This window comes from Thalassospira indica (assembly GCF_003403095.1).
GTDB lineage: Bacteria > Pseudomonadota > Alphaproteobacteria > Rhodospirillales > Thalassospiraceae > Thalassospira > Thalassospira indica.
The window spans coordinates 760227-786348 of the sequence record NZ_CP031555.1; the positions used below are offsets into that span (position 1 = coordinate 760227).

A 26122-nucleotide genomic window follows, 5' to 3' on the forward strand; every position below is an offset into this window, starting at 1 on the left:
ATGGCAGGCAGGGTTCTATCTGTGATCGGGCTCCGCTTTCTGTAGGGCCTCATTGTGTCTTAATTTATTTGTTCAGGAACGTATTAATGCTCGGCGCTATTGCCCGGAAAATTTTCGGTTCAGCTAACGATCGTGAAGTCAAAGCCCTGCGGGCCACGGTCGAGCAAATCAATGCCCTGGAACCCGAAGTCGAAAAGCTTACTGATGATGAACTGCGCGCCCGGACCGATTGGCTGCGCGAACGTCTCAAGAATGGCGAGACTCTGACCGACATCCTGCCTGATACCTTTGCCACCATCCGCGAGGCATCCAAACGTGTCCGTGGCGAACGTCATTATGACGTACAGCTTCTGGGCGGCATGGTTCTGACATCTGGCAAAATTGCCGAGATGAAAACCGGTGAAGGTAAAACCCTGGTTTCGACCCTGCCGGTTTATCTGAATGCGCTTGAAGGCAAGGGCGTTCATGTGGTGACGGTCAACGACTATCTGGCAAGTCGTGACGCCGAATGGATGGGCGAGGTTTATGGCTTCCTTGGTCTGACCGTGGGCGTGATCATGCATGGCATGACCGATGATCAGCGCCGTGCGGCTTATGCCTGTGACATCACCTATGCGACGAATAACGAGCTCGGCTTTGATTATCTGCGCGATAACATGAAGTTCCGTCTCGAAGACATGGTGCAGCGCCCGTTCAACTTTGCGATCGTCGATGAAGTCGACTCGATCCTGATCGACGAAGCCCGTACCCCGCTGATCATTTCGGGCCCGGCCGAGGACAGCTCGGAACTTTACCGCTCGATTGATGCGCTGATCCCGAAACTGGTCGAAGAAGACTATGAAAAGGACGAAAAGGCGCGCGCGGTTACCCTGACCGAAGAAGGCACCGAGCACGCCGAACAGCTTCTGATGGAAATGGAAATCCTGACCGAAGGCACGCTTTATGACGTTGCCAACGTTCATCTGGTCCATCACGTCAACCAGGCGCTGCGTGCCCACAAGCTGTTCCAGAAAGATACCGACTATATCGTCAAGGACGACAAGGTCGTCATCATTGACGAATTTACCGGTCGTATGATGGAAGGCCGCCGTTATTCCGATGGCCTGCATCAGGCACTCGAAGCCAAGGAAAAGGTCAAGATCCAGAACGAAAACCAGACTCTGGCATCAATCACCTTCCAGAACTATTTCCGTCTCTATCCGACCCTTGCCGGGATGACCGGTACGGCAATGACCGAGGCCGAGGAATTCGAGGAAATCTACAACCTTCAGGTTGTCGAAATTCCGACCCATCGCCCGATTGCCCGTAAAGATGCCGATGACGAGATCTATCGCACTGCCAATGAAAAGTGGATTGCGATCTCCGAACAGCTTGAAGATTGCCACAAGCGCGGCCAGCCAGCGCTTGTCGGGACGGTCTCAATCGAGAAATCGGAAATTCTGTCTGATCTTCTGAAAAAGAAGAAAATCCCGCACGAAGTTCTCAACGCCAAGCAGCATGAACGCGAAGCCTTGATCGTGGCCCAGGCCGGTGCGCCGGGTGCGATCACGATTGCCACCAACATGGCCGGTCGTGGTACCGACATCAAACTTGGTGGCAACGTTGAAATGCGCGTTGAGCACGAACTGGCCAACGTCACCGACGAAGCCAAACGTGCGGCCGCGATTGAAAAGATCAAAGCCGAAGTCAAAGCCGACCAGGAAAAGGTCCTTGCCGCCGGTGGCCTGTTTGTGATCGGGACCGAACGCCATGAATCACGTCGTGTGGATAACCAGCTGCGTGGTCGTTCCGGCCGTCAGGGTGACCCGGGTGGATCGAAATTCTATCTCTCGCTTGAAGATGACCTGATGCGTATTTTCGGGTCCGAGCGCATGGACGGCATGCTTCAGAAACTGGGTCTGCAGGAAGGTGAAGCGATTTACCATCCGTGGATCAACAAGGCGCTAGAGAAAGCCCAGCAGAAAGTCGAGGCACGCAACTTCGACATTCGTAAGAACGTTCTGAAATTTGACGATGTCATGAATGACCAGCGTAAGGTCGTCTATGAACAGCGCCGCGATCTGATGCAGGCCAAGAACGTTGCCGAAGACGTTGCCGACATGCGCGCCGAAGTCATCGAGGACATGGTCGACAAATACTGCCCGGCCAAGGTCTATCCGGAGCAGTGGGAAGCCGCCAGCCTGCACGAAGAAGTTACCCGTCTTCTCGGTCTTGATCTGCCGATTTCGGATTGGGTCAAGGAAGAAGGCATCGATCAGGAAGTCATGCGCGAACGCATTGAAAAGGCCGCGGATGCGAAAATGGCAGCCAAGGTTGCCAACTATGGTGCTGATATCATGCGCCAGGTTGAAAAAAGCCTCGTGCTGCAACTCCTTGATCAGTCATGGAAAGAGCACCTTCTTGCCCTTGATCACCTGCGTCAGGGCATTGGTCTTCGCGCCTATGGTCAGCGCGACCCGCTCAATGAGTTCAAGCGCGAAGCCTTCAACATGTTCGAAGCCATGCTGGTGTCCTTGCGCGAGCGCGTGACCCAGATGCTGTCGCATGTTGAACTGCAATCGACCCCGCGCCCCGAAGATCTCGAGGCACGCCGTCCGCAACAGGAAATGCGCGAAAATCGTGACGAACTCGAAGCAACCGAGCAGGGTGTTGATACCGCAACCGTTCAGTCGCGTCAGCCGGGCAATTTCGATCCCAATGATCCGTCGACCTGGGGGCGTGTTGCCCGCAACCAGGCCTGCCCTTGCGGATCTGGCAAGAAATACAAGCATTGCCACGGTCAGTTGAACTGATCGAAAAGGCCATGAAATTTAGGAAAAACGCGCACCTTCGGGATGCGCGCTTTTTCTTTGTCAGTTGTTTGCCGTAAGGGCCTTTGTTGGCAGATGGCTTTGCAGGAACTGTTTGACCGGACCCAACACCGCATCATCGGTTGTCAGATAGAACCCCATTGCAATCAGGGTTCCGGCATGGCCCGTTTCGGGGACTTCGACAAGTTCTGCATTTGGGGCCAGTTCGGCAAGCTTCCTCGAATTGCGGGGTAAAACCGTGTGATCTCGGGTGCCCGTTATCAACAAAAGCGGCGGCATATGCGCCAGATCCATCTCGACCGGCTGGCTTTGATCCGCTGGTGTATCGCCGAATGCATTCCGGGTGGCCGCAACATCATAAGGATAAAAATCATATGGGCCCGACAGCCCGATGATGCCGGCAATGTCATCGGCATCAAGCCCGACAGCTTGCAGATACTGTTGGTCTGCAACCAGCTGAACGGCGTTATAGGCCCCGGCGGAATGCCCGGCCAACATGATCGGGACCTCCTCCCGTATTTGATCGGGGTGTTGCCCGGCATAGCCTTTCATAAAGGCTATTGCAGCTGCCCCGTCCTCGATAAAGGCCGGGAAATGAACATCGGGCACCAATCGGTAATCATGAATGGCAACCGCATAGCCAAACTCGGCAAAACGTTTGGCGATAAAGGCATACTTACCACGGTCACCAGAATCCCAGGACCCGCCATAAAACCAGATCACAAGTGGGGCGGGCTGAAGTGACGGATCGGGCAGATAAAGATCCAGAACCTGCCGCTCATCCGGGCCATAGGAAAGTGCCGCTATATCAGGTTCTATATCGCCAGCCTGCCAATGATTGTAAGCACCAAGCTTGTCACATCCGGCCAGAAGCACCATTGCGACAACGGAATTGGTCGTCATGCTCAGAAACTTTTTGGGAAACATTCGGGGTACCGATCTATGCAAAAATTATCATTTATATAGTCAGTACGTTAGCGCACTGAATTCCGTTTAAAACAATCAAATGGATGTTTGCGCCGACCACACTCGCTATGTCCTCGGATTTTGACAATCCAGGCCTGTAAAGCAGCGCGTCGCATGTGTATTGTTGGGATGTATTTATTAGTCCTTAATTGCCTGCTCCCTAGACTTTCCGGGCAAAGTTCAAATTCGGAGATCCAGTCAAAGTGTCCTCATTCGATCAACTGTCCAAACGCGCCAAAAAGCTCGAAAATCAGGGCCAGATTGACGAGGCCATCAAACTCTACGAAATGTTTCTTCAGGATTTCCCGAAAAACACGCGCGCCAAAGCAGCACTTGAGAAGTTGCGCGGTGCAGCATTAGGAAATGGTGTTTCTGCTCAGGAAGCGTTCACAAAAGCCTCCAAACTGATTGAGCAGGGCGCGGTTGCAAAAGGCGTTGAACTTGCCCGTAAACTCGTGGAACTTGCGCCCGAAAATGCCCAGATATGGAACCTTCTTGGATTTGGCTATGCAAAGAGTCAAAACCCGGCCGAGGCGGAAAAATGTCTGCGCAAAGCCATTGAGATCGATAAGAATTTCGGAATGGCTTGGGTGAATATTGGCACGCTGTTTTCAACGCAAAACAAGTGGGATCTTGCGTTGCAGGCATTTCAAAATGCGAGTTATATCGAACCGCAAAATGCCGGCGTTCTGAGTTCGATCGCAGGCATCCTGATAGAGATGCGGCGCTTTGATGAGGCTGAGAAATTCTGCGTGATGGCGATCAAATACGATCCCAATCTGGCGGAGCCATATCTTAATCTTGGGATCATCCTGTATCGCAAGAAAAAGCGCGGTGCTGCCAAACAGGCATTTGAAAAAGTCGCCCAACTGCGACCGAACAATATGACGGCACTTTCGGACTATCTCTATGTCCGCGCACAAATCTGCGACTGGTCTGAACTTGCACCCGAATTTAAGAAAGTGAAGCCGATTGGAAAACCGGGTAACTCGGTTTCACCCTTTTCGTTCCTACATTTTGACGATGACCCATACGCGCAGAAAAAGCGTTCTGAAAACCGGGCCCAGGAACTTGCCGTGCGAGAAGACGTTCCGAAGTTCCCTCGTCCGTCTTCGCGCCCGCAGAAACTCAAAATCGGCTATTTCTCCGCTGATTTTCACAATCATGCGACGCTTTCCTTGATGATGGGGCTTTTTGGTTTCCACGACAAAAGCCGATTTGAAATACATGCATATAGTTACGGCGGTGTCACGGATGGTTGGCGTCGTGGCAAGCTTCAGAAACTGGTTGAAAAAAACTGGGACGTTCGCGGTGCATCGGACCGCGAAATTGTCGAACACGCCCGTAACCAGGGGATAGATATCGCGATTGATCTGAAGGGCTACACCCAGTACGGACGGCCACAGCTATTTGCCTATCGGTTGGCGCCAATTCAGATCAACTATGTTGGTTATCCGGGGACTTTGGGGGCCGATTACATCGACTATCTGATCGCAGACCACACCATCATCCCCGGCGAATACAAGAACGCCTATTCCGAAAAAATCATCTACATGCCGCATTGTTATCAACCCAATGATGGCGGTCGGGCCTATCCCGAAAATACCCAAACACGCACGGAGCTGGGCTTGCCCGAAGACGGCTTTGTCTTCTGTTCATTCAATGCCAACTATAAGATTTCGCCGCGCGAATTCGATATCTGGGTGCGCTTGCTTAAGAAGGTAGATGGTTCTGTCCTGTGGCTCTTTGAAGGAAGCGAGGACGCGATGCTCAATCTTCGCAAGGAAGCCGGAAATCGCGGCGTGGATCCAGCCCGCCTTGTCTTTGCAGGCTTCTTGCCCGAGGAACAACACCTCGCACGTCACAAACATGCCGACCTGTTCCTAGATACCTTCAATGTGAATGCGCATACCACGGCAAGTGACGCGCTTTGGACCGGGTTGCCGCTTGTAACACTTCCCGGAAAACAATTTGCCGCCCGGGTCGCCGCAAGTGTTCTAAAGGCGGCAAACTTGCCTGAACTGATTGCCAATGACGAAGAAGAGTACGAGGCGATTGCCCTTGATATGGCATTGAATCCGGAAAAGACAGAAGCCATGAAGGCAAAGGTCAAGGAAAACGTCAAAGCATGTCCGTTGTTTGACACCAAATCATATACCAGTGATCTCGAGCGTGCTTACGATGCGGTGTATGAACGTTACCTTCGAAGCGAATCCCCTGCGGATATTGACCTTCTAAATGAATGATATACGCGCGAATGTTGTACCGAGAATGAGGAAGAAGTCTTGACGTCGGCAGTTGAAATGGCGCTTTCCCAAGCCAAAAATGCGATGAAAAGCAATCAGTTTGGGGTGGCGATTTCCATTTGCGAAAAACACCTCAAATCTGAACCTGGTGCAGCTGTGATTTGGGTTGTTTTGGCAAACGCACATTTTGCCAACAAAGATTATGAGCAAGCGTTTTCTTGCTTCAAGAAGGTTGTCGATCTCGCGCCGCAAAACCCAAAATCCTATCAAAATCTTGGTGTGTTTTATCAAGGCATCGGGAAGTATAACGAAGCCCTGCAAAGTTATAAGAAAGCGGCAAGTTGCGATGCAAATTATGCCCCGGCCTATAATGGCGCCGGTGTTGTCTTGATGACAGTTGGGCAGTTTGATGTAGCTCAGCCGTATTTTGCCAAAGCGCTTCAGCTCGATCCAGGGTTCGCCGACGCCTACAACAATTTGGCGCATGTGTTCTTTAGCAAGGGACAATTGCCCGCAGCAGCCCAGAGTTATGCCAAGGCCAACGCGCTGAACCCTGATTTGAAAAGCGCACAGGCAAACCAGTTCTATAGTTTGGCGATGATGTGTGATTGGGCCGGACTTGAAAGCTTTTCGAGTGAAGCCGATACACTAGGAATTGAGGGCGAAGCAATTGCGCCTTTTTCTCTGTTGGTGCGTGAAGACGCACCGGAACGACAATTGGCGCGATCTCGGAAATTCGTATCGGCTAAATTTGGACGTGGCGCAGAATGGCGGGGTGCTGCCCCCTCAAAGCGTCCCGACAAGCTTCGGATTGGATATTTCTCTGCCGATTTTCACAACCATGCAACGCTATCACTGATGATGGGCCTGCTTAGGAACCATGATCACGAAAAATTTGAAATCCATGGTTTCTCTTATGGTGTCGTCAAAGAAAGCAACAGTCTAAACGAGGCCAAACAATTCTTAGAGAGCTTCTCGGATGTGGAGCGTGCTACCGACGAAGAAATTGTTGAACTTGCGCGTGAAAAGAAGATTGATATCGCAATTGATCTTAAGGGGCACACCCACCAGGCGCGCACCGGTATTTTTGCGTATCGCATGGCACCCATTCAGATCAATTATCTGGGATATCCCGGTTCCATCGGTGCTGATTTCATCGAATACATGATTGTCGACAAAGTCACAGTCCCTGAAACGCACAAACAGTATTTGTCTGAGAAGCTGATTTATCTGCCAAATTGTTATCAGCCGAACAATGATCAGCGCCAAATTTCGCAAACAGATACAAAACGCACAGATTTTGGCCTTCCGGAAACTGGTTTTGTGTTTTGCAGTTTCAACAACACCTACAAGATCACACCGCGCGAGTTTGATATCTGGATGCGCCTTCTTGGCAAGGTTGATAGCTCAGTCCTTTGGTTGCTCAAAGGCAACGATTACGCGGCCGATAACCTGCGTAAGGAAGCGCAAAAACGGGGTGTCGATCCGAACCGTTTGATATTTGCAGAAAAGCTGCCGGAACCGGAACATCTGGCACGCCATAAACATGCAGATCTTTTGCTTGATACTTTTAACGTCAACGCCCACACCACGGCGAGTGACGCGCTTTGGGCCGGTTTGCCGATGGTCACCTTGCCCGGTGCGCAATTTGCCGCGCGTGTCGCGGCCAGCATTCTAAGTGCGGCAAACCTTCCCGAGCTGATCGCGAAATCCGAAGAGGACTACGAAGCGATTGCCCTTGATCTGGCTTTAAACCCGGAAAAGGCCATAGCCATCAGATCTAAGGTTAAAGAAAACGCCAAAGTCTGTCCTTTGTTCGACAGCAAATCTTATACCGTTGATCTGGAACGGGCTTATGACGCAGCGTATGCATGCTACCTTCGGGGTGAAGCTCCAAAAAACATTGATCTTGTCAGCCATTAAGATACGGGTAAATTTTGCATCAGGAATGAGGAAGATGTTTTGAGCACGACGCTGGAACAGGTGGTGTCCAACGCCAAAGAAGCCATTCGCAATAATGTGCCTGATAAGGCTATTTCCATTTGTGAAGAGCGCCTGAAAACCGAATCCAATATGCTTGTGCTCTGGGATCTCTTGGCAAATGCCCATTTCCTGAAAAAGGACTATGTGCAGGCCTCTTTGTGCTTCGAGAAGGTCGTCGAACTTGCGCCAGGAAGCCCAAAGTCCCATCAAAACCTTGGTATGTTTTATCAAAGCATCGGAAAGTTTAACGAAGCGCTGCAGTGTTTTCAGTGCGCGGTCAACTGCGATGCGAACTATGCCCTCGCCTATAACAGTGCCGGCAATGTTCTAATGAAGGTGGGCCAGCGTGATACCGCGCAGCAGTATTTTGTCAAAGCTCTTCAGCTAAACCCTCAACTCGCCGATGCCTACAGCAATATGGCCAATGCTTTCTTCCTCAAGGGGCAATTGCAGGCTGCAGCTCAGGGGTATGCCAAAGCTTATTCTCTAGATCCTTCGCTGAAAAGCGCCTTGGCCAATCAATATCATTGCTTGGCAATGATGTGTGATTGGTCTCAGTTAGAGGACTTCACGCGTGTCGCCGATACGCTGGGCGTTGAGGGCGAAGTTGTTTCACCATTTACGCTGCTCCAATTGGAGGATGCACCTGAACGGCAATTGATACGAAGCAGCAGGCTGGTGATGGTCAATTTTGGTCATGGAACCAAATGGCAACGGCCGCCTCCAACCAAACGACCGAGTAAGCTGCGCATTGGTTATTTTTCGGCCGATTTCCAGGATCATGCGACGCTTTCGCTGATAATGGGGCTTCTGCGTCACCATGATCACGACAAATTCGAAATTCACGGGTTTTCTTATGGCTTGGTCAAAGAAGGTCGAAGTCTTGATCAGGCAAAGGGTTACTTTGAAAGTTTTTCCCATGTTGAACGAGAATCGGATGATGCGATTGCCGAGCTCGCACGAGAAAAGAAAATTGATATCGCGATTGATCTAAAAGGCCATACACGACTGGGACGGTTAGGTTTTTTTGCCCGGCGTATGGCCCCGGTTCAGATCAACTATCTGGGCAATCCGGGCACCATAGGGGCAGACTTTATCGAATATATGATCGTCGACAAGGTTACCGTACCTGAAACGCACAAAAAGTATCTGTCGGAAAAGCCGATTTATCTGCCGCATTGTTATCAACCCAACGATGACCAGCGCAGCATCCCGGAGACCAACACAACGCGTGCTGATTTCGGTCTGCCTGATAACGGTTTTGTCTTCTGTAGTTTTAACAATACCTACAAGACTTCCCCGCGTGAATTCGATATCTGGATGCGGCTCCTGAAAAGGGTCGATGGGTCGGTGCTTTGGTTGTTCAAAGGCAATGACTACGCGGCAGAAAACTTGCGCAAAGAAGCGCAAAAACGCGGTGTTGATCCGGATCGTTTGATTTTTGCAGAGAGGTTTTCCCAATCAGAACATCTTGCGCGGCACAAACATGGCGACCTTTTGCTTGATACCTTCAACGTCAATGCTCACACGACGGCAAGCGATGCGCTTTGGGCCGGCTTGCCGCTTGTTACGCTTCCCGGCGAGCAATTTGCCGCCCGTGTTGCAGCCAGCATTCTCAGTGCGGCAAATCTGCCCGAACTGATCGCCAAGGATGAAGCGGATTATCAGGCCATTGCCCTAGATCTGGCGCTGAATCCGGAAAAAATCATGGCATTGAAGCAGAAGTTGCAAGAACAGATCAAGACCTGTCCACTGTTTGATACGGCGGGCTATACACGAGATATCGAAGCGGCATTTGAAGCAGCTTATGATCGTTATTTTAAAGGCCTCGCCCCTGATGATATCGATCTGACCCGGTGAAAGTGATCCGGGATGCTTTCTGCACTTGGCGAAGGTTTGATGGCGCGATAAAACAGTGCCATGACAATACAACAACCAGATAAAGGCTGCATGTCGGTTGACCTGCGCCAGGGCAAAATCCCGGAAAAAACCGTGTTCGTCAGTGCGGTCGCGCTGGTCGATATTGATCATCGTGTGCTGATCGCACAGCGCCCAGAAGGCAAATCCATGGCCGGCCTTTGGGAGTTTCCCGGCGGCAAGGTCGAGGCGGGCGAAACACCCGAAATGGCGCTGGTGCGTGAGCTCAAGGAAGAGCTTGGCATTGATATCACCGAAAGCTGCCTGGCACCCTTTACCTTTGCATCCTTCACCTATGATGATTTCCATCTGATGATGCCGCTTTATCTCTGTCGCGTCTGGAAGGGTGAAATCACCCCGATGGAAGGCCAGCAGGTTAAATGGGTACGCCCGGTCCGTCTGGGCGACTACCCGATGCCACCGGCTGACGTGCCGCTTGTGGCGATGTTGCGCGATTTTCTGTGAGCCATCTGCGCGTTTGTGGCGTATGAGATCGCGCATTGAAGTTTGAATGATGTTGTGGGGATATGATGTCTGATCCGGTCCGTGCCTGTCTGATTATTATCGGCAATGAAATCCTGTCTGGCCGCACCCATGACAAGAACCTGCCCTATCTGGCAGAGGAACTGAACACGCTTGGTGTCCGCCTGGCCGAGACCCGCGTCATTCCCGATATCGAAGCCACCATCATCGAGACGCTCAATGAATGCCGGGCAAAATTCGATTATGTCTTTACCACCGGCGGCATCGGCCCGACCCACGATGACATCACATCGGAATGCGTCGCCAAGGCATTCGGGGCGGCGATCGAACTCAATGCAGACGCGCATGACTTGCTTAAAAGCCATTATGAAAACCCCGAAGACCTCAATGAAGCGCGCCTGCGTATGGCACGCATTCCGGTCGGGGCTGAACTGATCCAGAACCCGATTTCCAAGGCACCGGGCTTCCGCATGGAAAACGTCTATGTCATGGCCGGTGTGCCGATGATCATGCAGGCCATGTTCCAGGGCATCAAACATCAGCTGATCGGCGGCAAGCCGATGGTGTCGCGCTCTGTCGGGGGCTATATCCCTGAAGGCTCAATTGCCAAGGTGCTTGGCGAAATTCAGGCTGATTTCCCGGAAACCGATATCGGTTCCTACCCCTTCCTGCGCGAAGGCAAGCTTGGCACCACATTGGTGGTGCGCGGCGAGAGTGCCGATGACGTCAATCAGGCATCTGATCGCATTCGCCTTGCCATTATCGATGGCGGCAAGGATGTGATCGAAGATACCGGTGCTGTCTGATCGCCTTGGCCAGTGGCCTTGAATTGCGTTTGATCAAGGTAATGTCTTCGGGCTGTGTCTAGAATTGTTCTGACCTTTTACGGGAAGACAACATGACCGATCAGAACCATGATCCGCACAATGACGCGCGCAACAGTCAGGCCGCCCGCGAAGCCCGGTCGATTGTGAAATTCATGATCGAACACACAGCTTACGGCGGGTTTGGCGCGCTGGTGTTCGGGGCGTTGGTTCTGTATTTCGATATTGGCGGGATTTACAGCCTTGCGACGTCATCGCGTGATGCGCCGATCTTTATCTTCTTGCTGTTTTTCGGCCTGTTTGTGACCTTCGGCAGCATCAGTCTGGGCGTCGGGATCATGACGCTTGGCGGCTTTTCCGATGATGACCGCTATCGCGATGAACGCACCCGCAATCGCAATTCAGATGACAGAAAATAAAAAAGGCGCCGTTTGGTGGCGCCTTTCTGGAACGTTGAACACCCGCCTTATGGCCGGTCCGCACCGGATTTCTTTGCGATCACGCGCGCAACCAGCATCCCGATGATCCAGCCGGCCAACGGCACGATGAAAATGTAATCAAACAACGGGTGGCTTGAATCCCCACCCGACGCCGCCAAAATGATCCCGACCCAACCCGCGGTCAGAAGATAGCCCATGATCTTGAAATAGACCCCGTTCGACAGTCCCTTTTTTTGCGGCGGCTGTTCGGGATTGTTCGGTTGGCTTGGTTCGCCAGACATTCGGTATTCCTTGCGTTCTGAATTATGTTTTGGCAATCAGCGTTCAAGTGTCAGCGCATCGGGATCAATGCGATCCTGCCAGCCTTCGCGCACCAGTTCGGGCACGACGTGATCTTCTTCGGGATATCCGATACAAAGATAGGCAATGAGGCGCCAGTGGTCGGGCACATCAAGCGTCTTGCCAACCACATCCGGCTCAAGGATCGAAACCCAGCCAACCCCGATGCCCTTGACACGTGCCGCCAGCCACAGCAACTGCACAGCGGCGACCGCAGAATAATCAAGCATCTCAGGCATGGTCTTGCGCCCAAGGCCCATGCCTGCTTCGGTTTCTTCATCGGCAAACACGGCCAACTGTACCGGGGCCTGATCCATACCCTGAAGCTTCAGCGACGCATAAAGCTTGGCGCGTTCACCGTGATAATCATTAAGTGCTTCATTGTTGGCGCGTTCGAAACTGTCGCGGATTGACTTGCGGCGTTTCGGATCATTGACCTTCACAAAACGCCATGGCTGGCAATTGCCGACTGAGGGCGCCAGGCAGGCTTCCTTGATCAGATCGTCGATATCGCCCTTAGGGATCGGGTCGGTGCGAAAACGCCGGACGTCACGCCGCCAGAGCAAAAGATTGATGAACTGCTTTTGAAAGGCCTGGTCAAAAACCGGCGGCGTCAGGTCCGTTTCCGGGGCGCTGTTTGTGGCAATCTGATCTGGTTTGGTCATGGCGCGGGCCCGATGAAATGCGAGGTAAATTTCAATTGTTTTGCACCCTACCTGTCAGCGTCGCTATCGCCAATAGCAAGATGATCTCATCGATCCATCACAGCCCATTTTTGCGCGCCGTGCGCTGACAAAAGCCTAGAACGGCACATCTATGGTCAGGAAACCGGTATAGTTGCCGTGCGAGACTTCATAGCTCAGTTTTCGCCGCAACTCGAAACTGACACTGGCCGGGAAACTGCCCCATTGCTGGGTAATGCCGCCCCCGGTATCAAGATAAATATTGGTGCTTTCAACGCTGACAAACGGCTCAAGCGTCATGGAGGACTGTGCGACATCATGGATCAGGGAAAACTCCGATCGAATGCCGGTAATGTCCTCAGACCCGGTGGCGATGTTGCGAAACCCCTGAATGCTGAGATCAAAACTCAGCGGATCATAGGCATAATCGGCCCCGGCATAATAGCGCGTCGATCCGCTGCGCCCGTAATTCTGATTGAGAAGCGATATGGTTTCGTCCTGTCCGGCAAACGGAATGATTTCATGGTTGCCAAAACCAAGTCGATAGCGCGCCTCGACCGAGGCATCAAAAAGCTGCGTGGTCGCGATGCTTCCAGGTACAAGTCCGCCACTGGTGGCGCGCGCCGCATCGACATATTCCCGCGCAGTGGTGATGTCGCCATCAAGCTGGATGCGCAGCGGCACCGCGCCAAACTCATAGTCGGTGCCAAAACCGATACTGTTTGAAATGCTGGTACTGTCAAGCCGTTCAGCATAGCGCAGGTTATCGGGCACCGGGCCAATCGGGGATTGGTGGATGGTGCTTTGGCCAAGGCTGATGCTGCCGCGTAGGTTAAACCAGTCTGTCACCCGCGATACGAAATAGGGCGACAGGGCAAGATTGTTCTCGCGATAGCCCAGTTGCCGGGTACCGGATTCGCCAACCGTGCTGCTCCAGCCAACCCCGATGCCAAGCACAAGCCCGTCATCAATCAGATAATCCACACCGCTATCAATCGAGATGGTGTCGCCACTGAGGTCCGGATCATAGCCCGACCCGGTGATACGGTTTTCAAGTTCTGAATGATTGCCCGCAAGCCAGATACTGATCGGTGCATGCACGCTGCGCGATTGGGTCGGGAACGTCCCCGCCGCACTATCAAGGTCAAGCTTGCGCGCAAGCGATGAAAGCGCATTGCGCCCGGCCAGAATTTCGCTGGGTGTTGGTGTGCCCATGCCAAATTGCAGATGTTCGGTGGCCTGTTGCGGTGGAGAAAGGAAGCCATCAAACAACAACGGCGCCACCCGGCTGTCATAAAGATCTTCGTCCATCTTGTCATACAGGCGGTTCATATGGCGCTGCTGATTTGCGGTCCGGGTGGTTGTCTTGTTGCGCAATACCGGTGCATCAGGCCGTGCGGCATCATCGCGGGCAAAGGCCTGCGGTATTATGGGCGGCTGGCTTATCTCCCGTCGAAGGATATAGGTAACGGCCGCCAGACAGACCGTGGCAATCACGGCAGCTTGAAAACGCCTGTGCATCTGACTTTGAACGTGACTGTTTGGGTCAGTGGTCCAGCATGACAGACGAAAATGCACGGAATATGGAGAAACACGGGCAGTTCTGCCCCATTGCTGTTTAACCGCGCAAAGGTGCCGATTAGCGCCAATAGAATGTTGCGTCAAAAACCAAGCCGCGCTAGAACGCTTTGCACCGGCTTTGGCCGGGCCCAACGCGCGTCGCGGGCGTGGCGAAATTGGTAAACGCAGCGGACTTAAAATCCGTCAGCCCTAAGGCTTTGCCGGTTCAAGTCCGGCCGCCCGCACCAGCGCATCGGCAAACGGACCCTGTTTACGGTCCCGGCACCAAATTGCCGAATTCCTGTCATCAAATCCTCTGCATTGTATTTCATCCTGCAAGCATCCCGGCACAGGTTTGCTGTGGATGTTGTTTCATCCCCAATGCAGGAGAATGAAGATGGTTCACTTGATCGCCATTGGTGTCATTGCCGCCGCCGCACTGGTCGTAACCTGATGATCAATCGGTGACTTCTTGTATGAGATGCTGCAGTGCGATAGGATCCGTGATGTGCGTATTCACGCCATTAACAGGCCAGCATTGCCATGAACAAAGTCGCTGCCAAATCCACAGAACTTTCGGGCGTACCGATCCAGCAGGACGGCGCATGGCACGCACTACCCGCCGATCAGGCTCTTGAGGATTTCCAAACAAGCCCGCAAGGCCTTGATGCAGAACAAGCATCCGAACGTCTGGCGCAATATGGCCCCAACCGGCTTGATCCGCCGCGTCGACGAGGGCCGCTGATCCGGTTTTTGTCGCAGTTTAACAATGTGCTGATTTATGTCCTGCTGCTGGCAGCCCTTGTCACGGCGGCCTTGGCGCATTGGGTCGACACGTCGGTCATTCTGGCGGTGGTGGTGATCAATGCCATCATCGGCTTTGTGCAGGAAGGCCGGGCCGAAAGCGCACTTGAAGCAATCCGTAATATGCTGTCACTCGCCGCCATCGTCGAGCGGGCAGGGCGTAAAATCGAAATCCCCGCCGAAGACGTCGTGCCGGGCGATATCATCCATCTGCAATCGGGGGACAAGGTTCCGGCGGATTTGCGCCTGATCCGGGTCAAGGGCCTGCAAATTCAGGAAGCCATTCTGACGGGCGAATCTGTACCCGTCGATAAGGCGGTTTCCCCCGTCGCCGAGGACGCGGCACTTGGTGATCGTTTTTCCATGGCCTATTCCGGCACCATGGTCACCCACGGGCAGGGCTGTGGCGTGGTTGTGGCCACCGGGGCCAAAACCGAAATCGGCCGCATCAGCGCGCTTCTGTCCGAGGTCACCACCCTGACCACGCCACTTCTGCGGCAAATGTCGACCTTCGGGCGGAAGCTCAGTGCCGCCATCATGGCGGTGGCCTTCGTGACCTTTGCCATTGGCGTCTGGGTGCATGGCCGCGGCGCGGCTGACATGTTTGTCGGTGCGGTCGCGCTCGCCGTCGCCGCCATCCCCGAAGGCCTGCCTGCCATCATGACCATCGCGCTTGCCACCGGCGTGCAGCGCATGGCCGCACGGCGCGCGATCATTCGCCGTCTGCCGGTGGTGGAGGCATTGGGCTCGGTCAGCGTCATCTGCTCGGACAAGACCGGCACGCTGACGCGTAACGAAATGACGGTGCAGTCGCTCGCCACCGGCAAGCATCTTTATGCCGTCACCGGCACAGGATACCGGCCCGAAGGCGCCTTTGAGCTGGATGGCAAGCCCGTCAAACCGGATGACCATCCCGGCCTGACCGAAATGGCGCGCGGGGCACTTTTGTGCAGCGATGCCGGTCTGCATGAAAGTGATGGTCAATGGTCGGTCGATGGCGACCCGACCGAAGGCGCACTGGTGGCCCTTGCCATGAAGGCAGAACTGGAACCCGGCACTGAAAACCGTCAATTGCCGCGCCACGACGTTATCCCGTTTGAATCCGAACATCGTTTCATGGCGACCCTGCATCACCATGCCGAAGGCCATGGCTTCATCTATGTCAAAGGCGCGCCGGAACGTATCCTTGCCATGTGCAACTCTCAGGGCGGACCGGATTATCAGGAAGTCCTGGATCGTCCCTATTGGGAAGCCCGCATGCAGGAAATGGCCGAAAATGGCCAGCGGGTTCTCGCACTCGCCTTCCGCCCGACCCATAACGGCCATCACCAGCTGGTGTTTGACGACGTCAAACAGGATCTGGTCTTGATCGGCCTTTATGGTCTGGTTGATCCGCCGCGCGACGAAGCCATCGCTGCCGTTGCCAAATGCCGTGCAGCCGGGATTGCGGTTAAAATGATCACCGGCGACCATGCGATCACGGCGGGTGCCATTGCCCGCCAACTCGGCCTTGGCGATGGCGAACCTGTGGTCAGCGGCCATGAGCTTGACGGGCTTGATGACGACGCATTGCGCGCCGTTGCCCAAAAGTCCCACGTTTTCGCCCGCACCAGTCCCGAACATAAACTGCGTCTGGTCAAGGCCCTGCAGGCTGAGGGCCATGTCGTTGCCATGACCGGCGATGGCGTTAATGACGCCCCGGCGCTCAAGCGCGCCGATGTTGGCGTTGCCATGGGCCAAAAGGGCAACGAGGCCGCCAAGGAAGCCGCCGAAATGGTGCTGGTCGATGACAATTTTGCATCGATCGCCGCCGCGGTCGAAGAAGGCCGAACGGTTTACGACAATCTGGTCAAATCGATCCTGTTCATCCTGCCGAGCAGCGGCGGAGAAGCCCTGACCATTGTCATGGCGCTGGCCTTGGGGCAGTTGCTGCCGATCACCGCACCACAAATCCTGTGGGTTAATATGATCACCGCGGTGACACTCGCACTTGCCCTTGCGTTTGAACCGGCCGAAGACAATGTTATGAAACGTCAACCGCGCAGGCGCGATGCGCCGTTGCTATCGGGCTTTCTGATCTGGCGGACGATTTTTGTCTCGCTCATTTTGGTGGCTGGTGTGTACGGCGTGTTTGTCTGGTTCCAGAACCGTGGGGCGGACCTTGAAGTGTCGCGCACGGTCGCGGTCAACACGCTTGTGATGTTTGAACTGTTCTATTTGTTCAACGCGCGTTTCCTGACCGCATCGGCATTCAACAGACAAGGGCTTTTGGGCAGTCGGGCGGTGTTGATTGCGGTCGCACTGGTCGTGCTTTTCCAGCTGATCTACACCTATGCCCCGCCGATGCAGTATCTGTTTGAAAGTGTCGCCATCCCGCCGCTTGGCTGGGCGATGGCCGTCGGTGTCGGGTTCAGCGTCTTTGTGCTGGTCGAAATTGAAAAGGCTTGCCTGCGACACTGGCAGAAACGCAAGACAGGGTAATGTTTACCGGATGTAAAGCAGATGCCGCCTATCCATAACGCATCGCCGCAATCACGTGTCAGGCTGCCCTATGCCGTTACCAGATGAAGACGAAGGCCCGCGCAAGAAAGAACGGATTGGCAAATATGTTGCCCCCGAAGAGCGCGCAGCCAATATCGTCAAACAGCTTGATGAATTCCTCCGCAAGGGGCCGAGCAAGGGGCTGAAATATTCCCGTTGGCAGCAACTGGCCTGGTATGAGATCGTCGATGAAATCAAGCGCGCCGAAATGGCCCAGAAAAATCAGGACACCCTGACCAAGTCCGCCTTCCTCAGTCTGGCAATTGGCTTTGGTACGGTCGGCTTCTGGGGGCTGGTGCTGGTGGCGGGCAATGGCTTGGGCGCAATTGCCGCTGGCGTCATCGTGATTGCCGGTCTTGTTGTCTGGCGCGCCTTGTCCAAGGCAAAATGGTTCAAATAACAGTCTATCACGCAGGCATTCGCACATATGAACAAGGAAGCTGCCGAAACTCTCGCCATTCGCGCCATCGCTCATATCGCGGGCGACGACGAATTGCTGCAGGGGTTGATCGCGCAAACCGGCATGGGGCTTGATGATCTCAAAGCCGGGATCGCCTCGAACGAGGTGCAATGTGGTGCGCTTGAATTTCTGCTGTCGCACGAGCCGTTTCTGATGCGCTTTGTCGAGGAGTCGGGCTATGCCCCCGAAGATCCGGCGCGCGCCCAGATTGTGCTGTCCGGCGGACCGATCTGGCAGGACTGACGGTCCCGGCCCGGCAAAACACCAGCCTAGGCGGTGATTAATTCAGGCGGATTGGGAATATCGGTAAGGCTGTCGGTGCGCAGCAGCCCGAAAATCACAGAATCACGAATGCCGATATGGGTTTGCCACTCGCCGCGCAGAACACCCTCGCGGGTGAAGCCCAGCTTTTCAAATGTTCTGATCGACGCGTGATTGTCCGGGTCGATATCGGCAAACACCCGGCGCGCGGTGGTATTTTCAAACAGATACCGGATCGCGGCATAAAGACCACGTGCGGCGTAATTCCGACCGCGTGCGGCCGGGGTCACCATACAGGCCGCTTCCCAGACATCCTCGTCACGTCCGACATTATAAAGCGCAATACGTCCAAGGGCCGGTCCATCCGGTGTCTCGCAGATCACCCATGATGTCGCTTCAAACCCGGTTGTCCATTCGCGCAATTTGGCAATTGTCGCATCAAGATCGGCAAAGGCCGGGTCAGGAAGCCAGGTACAGCAATCCGGATCACCGAAAATGCGGTGCAATGCGGCGCCATCTGCCGCCGGGTCAAGGGGACGTAAAAACATGTGGGGCTCTTGGGTATGCGTTGGACGGTGGTGGTTGATTAGCTCAGGAACGGAAGGGGCGCACCGCCATAGACGTAAATCCACACCAGAAGTCCGCCGCCCAGCAAAATGCGATAGATGGCAAACGGCGTGAAGCTGGATCGTTTCAGCCAGCTCATCAGAAGGGCGATGGCAATCAGGGCGGTGATAAACGACAGACCCGCTGCAAGCAGAACATCTTCGGTCAGGTTGATGTCGCCCGCCTGATGCAAATCGATCCCTGCCAGCAACCCGGCACCGAGAATGACCGGGATCGACATCAGCATCGAAAACTGCGCCGCGTCCGATCGTTCATACCCCATGAAGCGCGCAGCCGTCATGGTGATGCCCGACCGGCTGGTACCCGGCACAAGGGCCAGAACCTGTGCAAGTCCGATAAACAGGGCACCGCCCCAGCGCATATGTTCAAGACGGTTGATCGTCATACCAACCTTGTCGGCAAGCCAAAGCAATATCCCAAAGCCAAGTGTGGTCCAGGCAATGATTTCAACAGAGCGCAGCTGTTCCTCGATCCCGGAAACCTTGAAATAGAATCCGACGGCAATCACCGGGATGGTGGCAAGCACGATATGAAGGGCAAGGCGGGCACCGGGGTTGATTCGCCCGGTAAACAGCCGGACGAATCCGCCAAGCATGGCAAACACATCACGCCAGAAATAGATCAAAACAGCAGCCAAAGTACCGACATGCACCGCAACGTCTACCAACAAACCCTGATCCGCGCTGCCGGTGAGGGCAGGGGCCAGGACAAGGTGGCCAGATGAACTGATCGGGAGAAATTCGGTGATCCCTTGAACGATCGCCAGAAGAATAATGTGCTGTAGGGTCACGCCCGCCTCTGTGGCTGTTCGCTGCAAAAACTGATCGCTTATAGCAGTTTAGCCCATTTTGGCGAAACGCATAAATAGTACCATAATGGTACTATTGAAACAATGTTGCGGTCATTTTCCGAGGCACTCTCGGAAAAACCGGAAAATTTGTCCGGATATTTAAGTCAGCAATATTGACCTAAATGATATTTTGTGCTGGATTCTTGCGTGTTCGACACGTATACAGAGCAAAACCCGCAACATAAAACCCTTCCAGAGGGCCGTCATGACAGAAAAGATGCTGACATTTGTTCATCTTGAACAAAAATATCCGCACAAAAGAGAAGCGTCCGAGCGCCGCACGGATTTCAACGAAATTTATGCACCGTTTGATGACAATAGTGCCGCCGATCAATCATCGCGCTGCTCGCAGTGTGGAGTGCCATTCTGCCAGGCGCATTGCCCGCTTTATAACAACATCCCCGATTGGCTGCGCCTGACCACCGAAGGTCGCCTTGAAGAGGCTTATGCCATCTCGGCTGCAACCAACAACATGCCCGAAGTCACCGGTCGCATCTGCCCGCAGGATCGCCTGTGTGAAGGCAATTGTGTGATCGAACAGTCGACCCACGGCGCTGTTACCATCGGTTCTGTTGAAAAATACATCACCGACACTGCCTTTGCGAATGGCTGGGTGAAGCCGCCGAAACCGGCCAAGGAAAATGGCATGTCGGTTGGCATCATCGGCGGTGGTCCGGGCGGTATGGCCGCGGCCGAACAGCTGCGCCTCAAAGGTTACGAAGTCCATATCTATGACCGTTATGACCGCATGGGCGGGCTGCTGGTTTATGGTATTCCGGGCTTCAAACTTGAAAAGGATGTCGTCGAACGCCGTGTGAAGCTTCTCGAAGAAGGTGGTGTTGTCATGCACACCGAATTCGAGGTTGGCCGCGATGCGACCCTTGATGACCTGCGCAAGAAACATGACAGCGTTCTGATCGCGACCGGCGTTTACAAGGCCCGCGAACTGAAGCTGCCCGGTGCCGGTCTTGGCAACGTCTATCCGGCACTTGAATACCTGACCACGTCCAACCGCCACGGCCTGGGTGACACGGTTCCGGCTTACGAAGACGGAACGCTGAATGCCAAGGACAAGAATGTTGTCGTGATCGGTGGTGGTGATACCGCCATGGACTGTGTCCGTACTGCGATCCGTCAGGGTGCCAAATCGGTCAAGTGTCTCTATCGCCGTGACCGTGCAAACATGCCGGGCTCGCAGCGCGAAGTCGCCAATGCCGAGGAAGAAGGTGTCGAGTTTGTCTGGCTGACCAACCCCGAAGCCTTTGTCGGCGATGACAAAGTAACCGGTGTGCGTGCGGTCAAGATGCGCCTTGGTGCCCCGGATGCCGGTGGCCGTCAAAGCCCGGAAATCATCGAAGGTTCAAGCTACACCATGGATGCCGACATGGTCATCCTGGCGCTTGGTTTCGAACCCGAAGACCTGCCGACCCTGTTTGATGCGCCGGAACTGGGTGTGTCGCGTTGGGGGACGGTCAAGATCGACTTCCGCACCATGATGACCAATCTCGATGGCGTGTTTGCTGCGGGTGATATTGCCCGTGGTGCCTCGCTTGTGGTCTGGGCAATTCGTGATGGCCGTGATGCGGCTGACCGGATTGATGAGTATTTGCTGGCGCGCAAAGAAGCTGCTGCTTAAGCCCGCTGCCGCATTAGGAGAGAGACGATATGAACAAGATCGTTCAGGATAAAATGGATCAGAACCGTGGTGCTGCTGACATCGCCCGTTTTGAAAAGAACGCAGCACATCTTGAAGCCAGTGGCATGTATGACCCGGCCGAAGAACACGCCAACTGTGGTGTGGGGCTGGTCGGTGCCATTGACGGCAAACCGCGTCGCGAAGTTGTCGAAGCCGGTATCGAGGCGCTGAAAGCCATCTGGCACCGTGGTGCTGTTGATGCCGACGGCAAGACCGGTGATGGCGCGGGTATCCACCTTCAGATCCCGCAGGATTTCTTCAAGGCATATCTCAAGGTCATCAACCAGGAAGCCCCCGATAGCCTGATCGCTGTTGGTCAGGTCTTCCTGCCGCGTATCGACATGGCCGCACAGGAGCGTTGCCGCGCGATTGTTGAAACCGAAATCCTCAAACAGGGTTACGGCATTCTCGGCTGGCGTCAGGTGCCGGTTGATGTATCGGTCATCGGCGAAAAAGCCAACCAGACCCGCCCGGAAATCGAACAGGTTCTGATCGGTGTCCGTGATGACGTCGACGAAGAAAAGTTCGAGATCGACCTTTATGCCATCCGTCGCCGCATCGAGAAGGCTGTGCTTTCCGAGGCGATCAAGGATTTCTACATCTGCTCGATGTCGTGCCGTTCGGTGATCTACAAGGGCATGTTCCTGGCCGAAGACGTCGATACCTTCTATCCCGATCTGCGCGATGATCGCTTTATCTCGAACTTCTGCGTCTATCATCAGCGCTACTCGACCAACACCTTCCCGAGCTGGCCGTTGGCACAGCCGTTCCGTGTTCTGGCTCATAACGGCGAAATCAACACTTTGCGCGGCAACGTCAACTGGATGAAAAGCCACGAAGCACGCATGGCGCATGATGCCTATGCCGACAGCATCGAAGACCTCAAACCGGTGATCCAGCCGGGCTCGTCTGACTCGGCTGCCCTTGATGCCGTGTTCGAACTGATGGTGCGTTCGGGTCGTGACCTTCCGATGGTCAAAACCATGATGGTGCCCGAAGCCTGGTCGAAAAAGGCTTCCACGCCAGACAGCTATAAAAACCTCTATGCCTATTGCAACGCCGTGATGGAACCGTGGGACGGCCCGGCCGCCCTTGCGGCCTATGGCGGCAAATGGCTGATGGGTGGCACTGACCGTAACGGTCTGCGTCCGCTGCGCTATGCGGTTACCGGCAATGGTCTTTTGATCGCCGGCTCCGAAGCCGGTATGGTTCATATCGACGAGGAAGCCTGCGTTGAAAAAGGCCGCCTTGGCCCGGGTCAGATGATTGCGGTGAACCTTGAAGAAGGTAAACTGCTGCATGATGCCGAACTGAAAGATCAGCTGGCAGCACGTCGCGACTGGTCGAAATGGGTTGGCCGTACCAAGGTACTTGATGACCTGATTTCGCCGGAACGGAGCGAACCGGCACATTTCGAAAAAGAACGCCTGCTGCGTATGCAAAAGGCGATGGGCCTTTCCCACGAAGACCTTGAACTGATCCTCCATCCGATGGGTGAGGACGGCAAGGAAGCCATCGGCTCGATGGGGGATGACACCCCGCTTGCGATCCTGTCGGATCGTTATCGCGGCCTGCATCACTTCTTCCGTCAGAACTTCTCGCAGGTCACCAACCCGCCGATCGACAGTCTTCGTGAAGCGCGCGTCATGAGCCTGAAAACCCGTCTGGGCAACCTTGGCAACATCCTCGATGAGGATGAAAGCCAGTGTGACTTGCTGCAGCTCGAAAGCCCGGTTCTGACCAATGCCGAATATGACGCCATGCGCGGCTATATGGGCGACAGTGCGGTCGAAATCGACACCACCTTTGACATCAGTGGTGGGCAAACGGCCCTGCGTGATGCGATCACCCGCATCCAGCGCGAAGCCGAGGAAGCTGTGCGCGGTGGTGCCCTGCACATTATCCTGACCGACGAAGGCATTTCCGAAACCCGTGCCGCGATCCCGATGATCCTTGCGACCGGTGGCGTTCACAGCCACCTCGTCAAGACGTCGCTGCGCACCTATATCTCGCTTAACGTTCGCTCGGCCGAATGCATGGATGTGCATTACTTCGCCGTTCTGATCGGTGTGGGTGCAACGACGGTCAACGCCTATCTCGCACAGGAAGGTCTGCTGGATCGTTATGCGCGTGGCCTGTTCCCGAATGTGAACAGCACGGCCGAAGTCATGCAGCGCTTCAAGGCCGCAATTGATGCCGGCTTGCTCAAGATCATGTCGAAAATGGGCATCTCGATCATCAGCTCCTATCGTGGTGGCTACAACTTTGAAAGCATCGGTCTGTCGCGTTCGCTGGTGGCTGAGTTCTTCCCGGGCATGCCGTCGCGCATTTCGGGGATCGGCCTTCAGGGGATCCAGCGCCGCACCATCGCCCAGCATAAGGAAGCCTTTAACGGCAATGTCGTGACGCTTCCGGTGGGTGGTCTTTATAAATACCGCCGCAGTGGTGAACGTCACGTCTGGACCGGTCCGCTGATCCACACGTTGCAGTCCGCTGTGACGTCTGGCAGCTACAACACCTTCCGCAAGTTCTCCGAAGGTTTGCGTTCGCGAGAACCGCTTCATCTGCGCGATCTTCTTGATTTCCGCAGTGACCATAGCCCTGTTCATCAGGACAAGGTCGAAAGCATCACCGAAATCCGCAAGCGTTTCGTAACCCCGGGCATGTCCCATGGCGCGCTTTCGACCGAGGCGCACGAAGCCCTGGCGATTGCCATGAACCGCATCGGTGCGAAATCGAACTCCGGCGAAGGTGGTGAATCGCGTGAACGTTTCCGTCCGCGTGCGAACGGTGACAATGCGCGTTCCTCGATCAAGCAGGTCGCATCGGGTCGTTTCGGTGTCACTGCCGAATACCTCAACAACTGCGAAGAAATCCAGATCAAGGTCGCCCAGGGTGCAAAACCGGGCGAAGGTGGTCAGTTGCCGGGCTTCAAGGTCACGGTGGAAATCGCCCAATTGCGTCATGCAACGCCGGGTGTGACCCTGATTTCGCCGCCGCCGCACCATGACATCTACTCGATCGAAGATCTGGCACAGCTGATCTATGACCTCAAACAGATCAACCCGCGTTGCCGCGTCTGCGTCAAGCTGGTGTCGCGTTCGGGTGTCGGGACGATTGCTGCTGGCGTTGCCAAGGCAAAAGCCGACGTGATCCTGATTTCCGGTTATGACGGTGGTACGGGTGCAAGCCCGCAGACCTCGATCAAATATGCCGGCGTTCCGTGGGAAATGGGCCTGTCGGAAGTCAACCAGGTGCTCACGCTCAACAACCTGCGTGACAAGGTCAAGCTGCGCGTTGACGGCGGTTTCAAAACCGGCCGTGACGTGGTGATCGGTGCCATGCTCGGTGCCGAGGAATTCGGTATCGGTACCGCATCCCTGATCGCGCTTGGCTGCATCATGGTCCGTCAGTGCCATTCGAACACTTGCCCGGTCGGTGTCTGTACCCAGGATCCGGCACTGCGTGCCAAGTTCGTCGGTACGGCAGACAAGCTGGTCAACCTGTTCACCTTCATGGCCGAGGAAGTCAAAGACGTTCTGGCCGAGCTTGGCTACACCCGTCTCGAAGAGGTCATTGGCCGATCAGACCTGCTTCAGCAGGTTCACCGTGGTGCCAAGGATCTTGTTGACCTTGACCTGAACCCGCTTCTGGCACAGGCAGATGCTGGCGATCATGCCCGCTTCTGCACCATCGAAGGCCGCAACGAAGTGCCCGACACCCTTGATGCCCAGATGATCAAGGATGCCCGTCCGCTTCTGGAAGACGGCGAAAAGATGCAGCTTCAGTACAACATCCAGAACACCCAGCGTGCGATTGGCACCCGGATGTCGTCACTGATCACGCAGAAATACGGCATGACCGGCCTGAAACCGGGCCATCTCCATGTCCGTCTGCGGGGCTCGGCTGGTCAGTCGCTTGGTGCCTTTGCCGTACAGGGGCTCAAGATCGAAGTCCAGGGCGATGCCAACGACTATGTCGGCAAAGGCCTTTCGGGCGGCACGATTGTTCTGCGTCCGCGCCCAAGCAGCTCGCTTAAGACCAACGAAAACACCATCATCGGCAACACCATTTTGTATGGTGCGACCGCAGGCAAGCTGTTTGCCGCTGGTCAGGCCGGTGAACGTTTCTGTGTGCGTAACTCCGGTGCGACTGTCGTGGTCGAAGGCTGTGGTTCGAACGGTTGTGAATATATGACCGGCGGCACGGCTGTCATTCTTGGCTCCGTTGGTGAAAACTTCGGTGCCGGCATGACCGGTGGTATGGCATTCATCTATGACCGCGACAATACCTTTGCCGATGTCGTTAATGATGGCTCCATCCTGTATCAGCGCATTGAAACCCAGCATTGGGACGAACATTGCCGTTCTCTGATCGAAGAGCATGTGGCCGAAACCGAAAGTGGTTTCGCCCGCACCATCCTCGATAACTGGGACCGTGAACGCGGCAACTTCTGGCAGATCGTGCCAAAAGAAATCGTCGACAAGCTGGAACACCCCATTCGCTCCGAGAGCGAAAACCAGGCAACTGCGTGATCCCTCACGCTTTTGCGCAAGCTCCCTTGTCCAACACACCTGGACAAACGAACTCGCCCCGTACTTCGGTACGGGGCTTTTTTCTTTGCGGGCGAGC

Annotated in this window: 18 protein-coding genes and 1 tRNA gene; 13 read left to right on the forward strand and 6 right to left on the reverse strand. The window is 54.7% G+C overall.

The features are described from left to right. The first annotated feature begins 86 nt into the window (after nucleotides 1-86). Nucleotides 87-2792: a preprotein translocase subunit SecA gene (gene secA, locus DY252_RS03740; protein ID WP_064787572.1), complete on the forward strand. Its 2706-nt coding sequence runs from the start codon at nucleotides 87-89 to the stop codon at nucleotides 2790-2792. 60 nt (nucleotides 2793-2852) lie between these two features. Here secA and DY252_RS03745 read toward each other — a convergent pair whose 3' ends face one another. Further along, nucleotides 2853-3713 carry an alpha/beta hydrolase gene (locus DY252_RS03745; protein ID WP_064788253.1) on the reverse strand — a complete coding sequence of 287 codons (861 nt, stop codon included), beginning with the start codon at nucleotides 3711-3713 and terminating at the stop codon, nucleotides 2853-2855. Nucleotides 3714-3979: 266 nt separating this feature from the next. Between DY252_RS03745 and DY252_RS03750 the strand changes: the two genes are divergently transcribed. The 6 genes from DY252_RS03750 to DY252_RS03775 all read left to right on the forward strand — a co-directional run bounded on the left by DY252_RS03750 (nucleotide 3980) and on the right by DY252_RS03775 (nucleotide 11648). Then, complete coding sequence (locus tag DY252_RS03750; protein WP_064787571.1) at nucleotides 3980-6022, forward strand: O-linked N-acetylglucosamine transferase, SPINDLY family protein; 2043 nt, start codon at nucleotides 3980-3982, stop codon at nucleotides 6020-6022. A 39-nt stretch (nucleotides 6023-6061) separates the two neighbouring features. Then, nucleotides 6062-7945: an O-linked N-acetylglucosamine transferase, SPINDLY family protein gene (locus tag DY252_RS03755; RefSeq protein ID WP_082923350.1), complete on the forward strand. Its 1884-nt coding sequence runs from the start codon at nucleotides 6062-6064 to the stop codon at nucleotides 7943-7945. A 39-nt stretch (nucleotides 7946-7984) separates the two neighbouring features. Then, a complete protein-coding gene (locus DY252_RS03760; RefSeq protein ID WP_064787569.1) occupies nucleotides 7985-9865 on the forward strand; it encodes an O-linked N-acetylglucosamine transferase, SPINDLY family protein in 1881 nt (626 codons plus the stop codon). A 90-nt stretch (nucleotides 9866-9955) separates the two neighbouring features. Beyond that, nucleotides 9956-10387 carry an 8-oxo-dGTP diphosphatase MutT gene (gene mutT / locus DY252_RS03765; RefSeq protein ID WP_063088498.1) on the forward strand — a complete coding sequence of 144 codons (432 nt, stop codon included), beginning with the start codon at nucleotides 9956-9958 and terminating at the stop codon, nucleotides 10385-10387. A gap of 62 nt (nucleotides 10388-10449) precedes the next feature. Next, nucleotides 10450-11211: a competence/damage-inducible protein A gene (locus DY252_RS03770; protein ID WP_064787568.1), complete on the forward strand. Its 762-nt coding sequence runs from the start codon at nucleotides 10450-10452 to the stop codon at nucleotides 11209-11211. A 92-nt stretch (nucleotides 11212-11303) separates the two neighbouring features. Beyond that, nucleotides 11304-11648, forward strand: coding sequence for a hypothetical protein (locus tag DY252_RS03775; protein WP_064787567.1), 345 nt, complete (start codon nucleotides 11304-11306; stop codon nucleotides 11646-11648). A 47-nt stretch (nucleotides 11649-11695) separates the two neighbouring features. Here DY252_RS03775 and DY252_RS03780 read toward each other — a convergent pair whose 3' ends face one another. From DY252_RS03780 to DY252_RS03790, 3 genes are all read right to left on the reverse strand, one after another. Further along, entirely contained in the window at nucleotides 11696-11950 is a 255-nt protein-coding gene (locus DY252_RS03780; RefSeq protein ID WP_008888363.1) for a hypothetical protein, read from the reverse strand. Between the two features lie 36 nt (nucleotides 11951-11986). After that, nucleotides 11987-12673 (reverse strand): 5,6-dimethylbenzimidazole synthase, encoded by a 687-nt coding sequence (bluB, locus tag DY252_RS03785; RefSeq protein ID WP_082923349.1) that lies wholly within the window; start codon nucleotides 12671-12673, stop codon nucleotides 11987-11989. 135 nt (nucleotides 12674-12808) lie between these two features. Next, nucleotides 12809-14212, reverse strand: a complete 1404-nt coding sequence (locus DY252_RS03790) for an autotransporter outer membrane beta-barrel domain-containing protein (RefSeq protein WP_231959625.1) — start codon at nucleotides 14210-14212, stop codon at nucleotides 12809-12811. Nucleotides 14213-14412: 200 nt separating this feature from the next. Between DY252_RS03790 and DY252_RS03795 the strand changes: the two genes are divergently transcribed. The 4 genes from DY252_RS03795 (at nucleotide 14413) to DY252_RS03810 (ending at nucleotide 18299) form a co-directional block, all read left to right on the forward strand. Then, nucleotides 14413-14499: transfer RNA gene (locus DY252_RS03795), tRNA-Leu, on the forward strand. Between the two features lie 295 nt (nucleotides 14500-14794). Next, nucleotides 14795-17536 carry a cation-transporting P-type ATPase gene (locus tag DY252_RS03800; RefSeq protein ID WP_064787566.1) on the forward strand — a complete coding sequence of 914 codons (2742 nt, stop codon included), beginning with the start codon at nucleotides 14795-14797 and terminating at the stop codon, nucleotides 17534-17536. A 70-nt stretch (nucleotides 17537-17606) separates the two neighbouring features. Continuing rightward, nucleotides 17607-17996, forward strand: a complete 390-nt coding sequence (locus DY252_RS03805) for a hypothetical protein (protein WP_064787565.1) — start codon at nucleotides 17607-17609, stop codon at nucleotides 17994-17996. 27 nt (nucleotides 17997-18023) lie between these two features. Next, complete coding sequence (locus tag DY252_RS03810) at nucleotides 18024-18299, forward strand: DUF3572 domain-containing protein (RefSeq protein WP_064787564.1); 276 nt, start codon at nucleotides 18024-18026, stop codon at nucleotides 18297-18299. A 26-nt stretch (nucleotides 18300-18325) separates the two neighbouring features. On the opposite strand, the gene DY252_RS03815 is transcribed toward DY252_RS03810, so the two are convergent. Together DY252_RS03815 and DY252_RS03820 are read right to left on the reverse strand one after the other, a co-directional pair. Continuing rightward, complete coding sequence (locus DY252_RS03815) at nucleotides 18326-18865, reverse strand: GNAT family N-acetyltransferase (RefSeq protein WP_064787563.1); 540 nt, start codon at nucleotides 18863-18865, stop codon at nucleotides 18326-18328. Between the two features lie 38 nt (nucleotides 18866-18903). Next, nucleotides 18904-19734, reverse strand: coding sequence for an undecaprenyl-diphosphate phosphatase (locus DY252_RS03820; RefSeq protein ID WP_064787562.1), 831 nt, complete (start codon nucleotides 19732-19734; stop codon nucleotides 18904-18906). A 265-nt stretch (nucleotides 19735-19999) separates the two neighbouring features. Here DY252_RS03820 and DY252_RS03825 point away from each other — a divergent pair, with 265 nt between their 5' ends. After that, nucleotides 20000-21430 carry an NAD(P)-dependent oxidoreductase gene (locus DY252_RS03825; protein WP_008888355.1) on the forward strand — a complete coding sequence of 477 codons (1431 nt, stop codon included), beginning with the start codon at nucleotides 20000-20002 and terminating at the stop codon, nucleotides 21428-21430. Nucleotides 21431-21459: 29 nt separating this feature from the next. Continuing rightward, the gene (gene gltB / locus DY252_RS03830; RefSeq protein WP_064787561.1) at nucleotides 21460-26025 is read left to right on the forward strand and encodes a glutamate synthase large subunit; all 4566 of its coding nucleotides are present in this window, start codon (nucleotides 21460-21462) and stop codon (nucleotides 26023-26025) included. Nucleotides 26026-26122: the final 97 nt, after the last annotated feature.

Coding starts and splice junctions, on each gene's coding strand:
- secA (WP_064787572.1), top strand. CDS start 87: ATGCTCGGCGCTATTGCCCGGAAAATTTTCGGTTCAGCTAACGATCGT.
- DY252_RS03745 (WP_064788253.1), bottom strand. CDS start 3,713: ATGACGACCAATTCCGTTGTCGCAATGGTGCTTCTGGCCGGATGTGAC.
- mutT (WP_063088498.1), top strand. CDS start 9,956: ATGTCGGTTGACCTGCGCCAGGGCAAAATCCCGGAAAAAACCGTGTTC.
- DY252_RS03770 (WP_064787568.1), top strand. CDS start 10,450: ATGATGTCTGATCCGGTCCGTGCCTGTCTGATTATTATCGGCAATGAA.
- DY252_RS03775 (WP_064787567.1), top strand. CDS start 11,304: ATGACCGATCAGAACCATGATCCGCACAATGACGCGCGCAACAGTCAG.
- DY252_RS03780 (WP_008888363.1), bottom strand. CDS start 11,950: ATGTCTGGCGAACCAAGCCAACCGAACAATCCCGAACAGCCGCCGCAA.
- bluB (WP_082923349.1), bottom strand. CDS start 12,673: ATGACCAAACCAGATCAGATTGCCACAAACAGCGCCCCGGAAACGGAC.
- DY252_RS03790 (WP_231959625.1), bottom strand. CDS start 14,212: ATGCACAGGCGTTTTCAAGCTGCCGTGATTGCCACGGTCTGTCTGGCG.
- DY252_RS03800 (WP_064787566.1), top strand. CDS start 14,795: ATGAACAAAGTCGCTGCCAAATCCACAGAACTTTCGGGCGTACCGATC.
- DY252_RS03805 (WP_064787565.1), top strand. CDS start 17,607: ATGCCGTTACCAGATGAAGACGAAGGCCCGCGCAAGAAAGAACGGATT.
- DY252_RS03810 (WP_064787564.1), top strand. CDS start 18,024: ATGAACAAGGAAGCTGCCGAAACTCTCGCCATTCGCGCCATCGCTCAT.
- DY252_RS03815 (WP_064787563.1), bottom strand. CDS start 18,865: ATGTTTTTACGTCCCCTTGACCCGGCGGCAGATGGCGCCGCATTGCAC.
- DY252_RS03825 (WP_008888355.1), top strand. CDS start 20,000: ATGACAGAAAAGATGCTGACATTTGTTCATCTTGAACAAAAATATCCG.
- gltB (WP_064787561.1), top strand. CDS start 21,460: ATGAACAAGATCGTTCAGGATAAAATGGATCAGAACCGTGGTGCTGCT.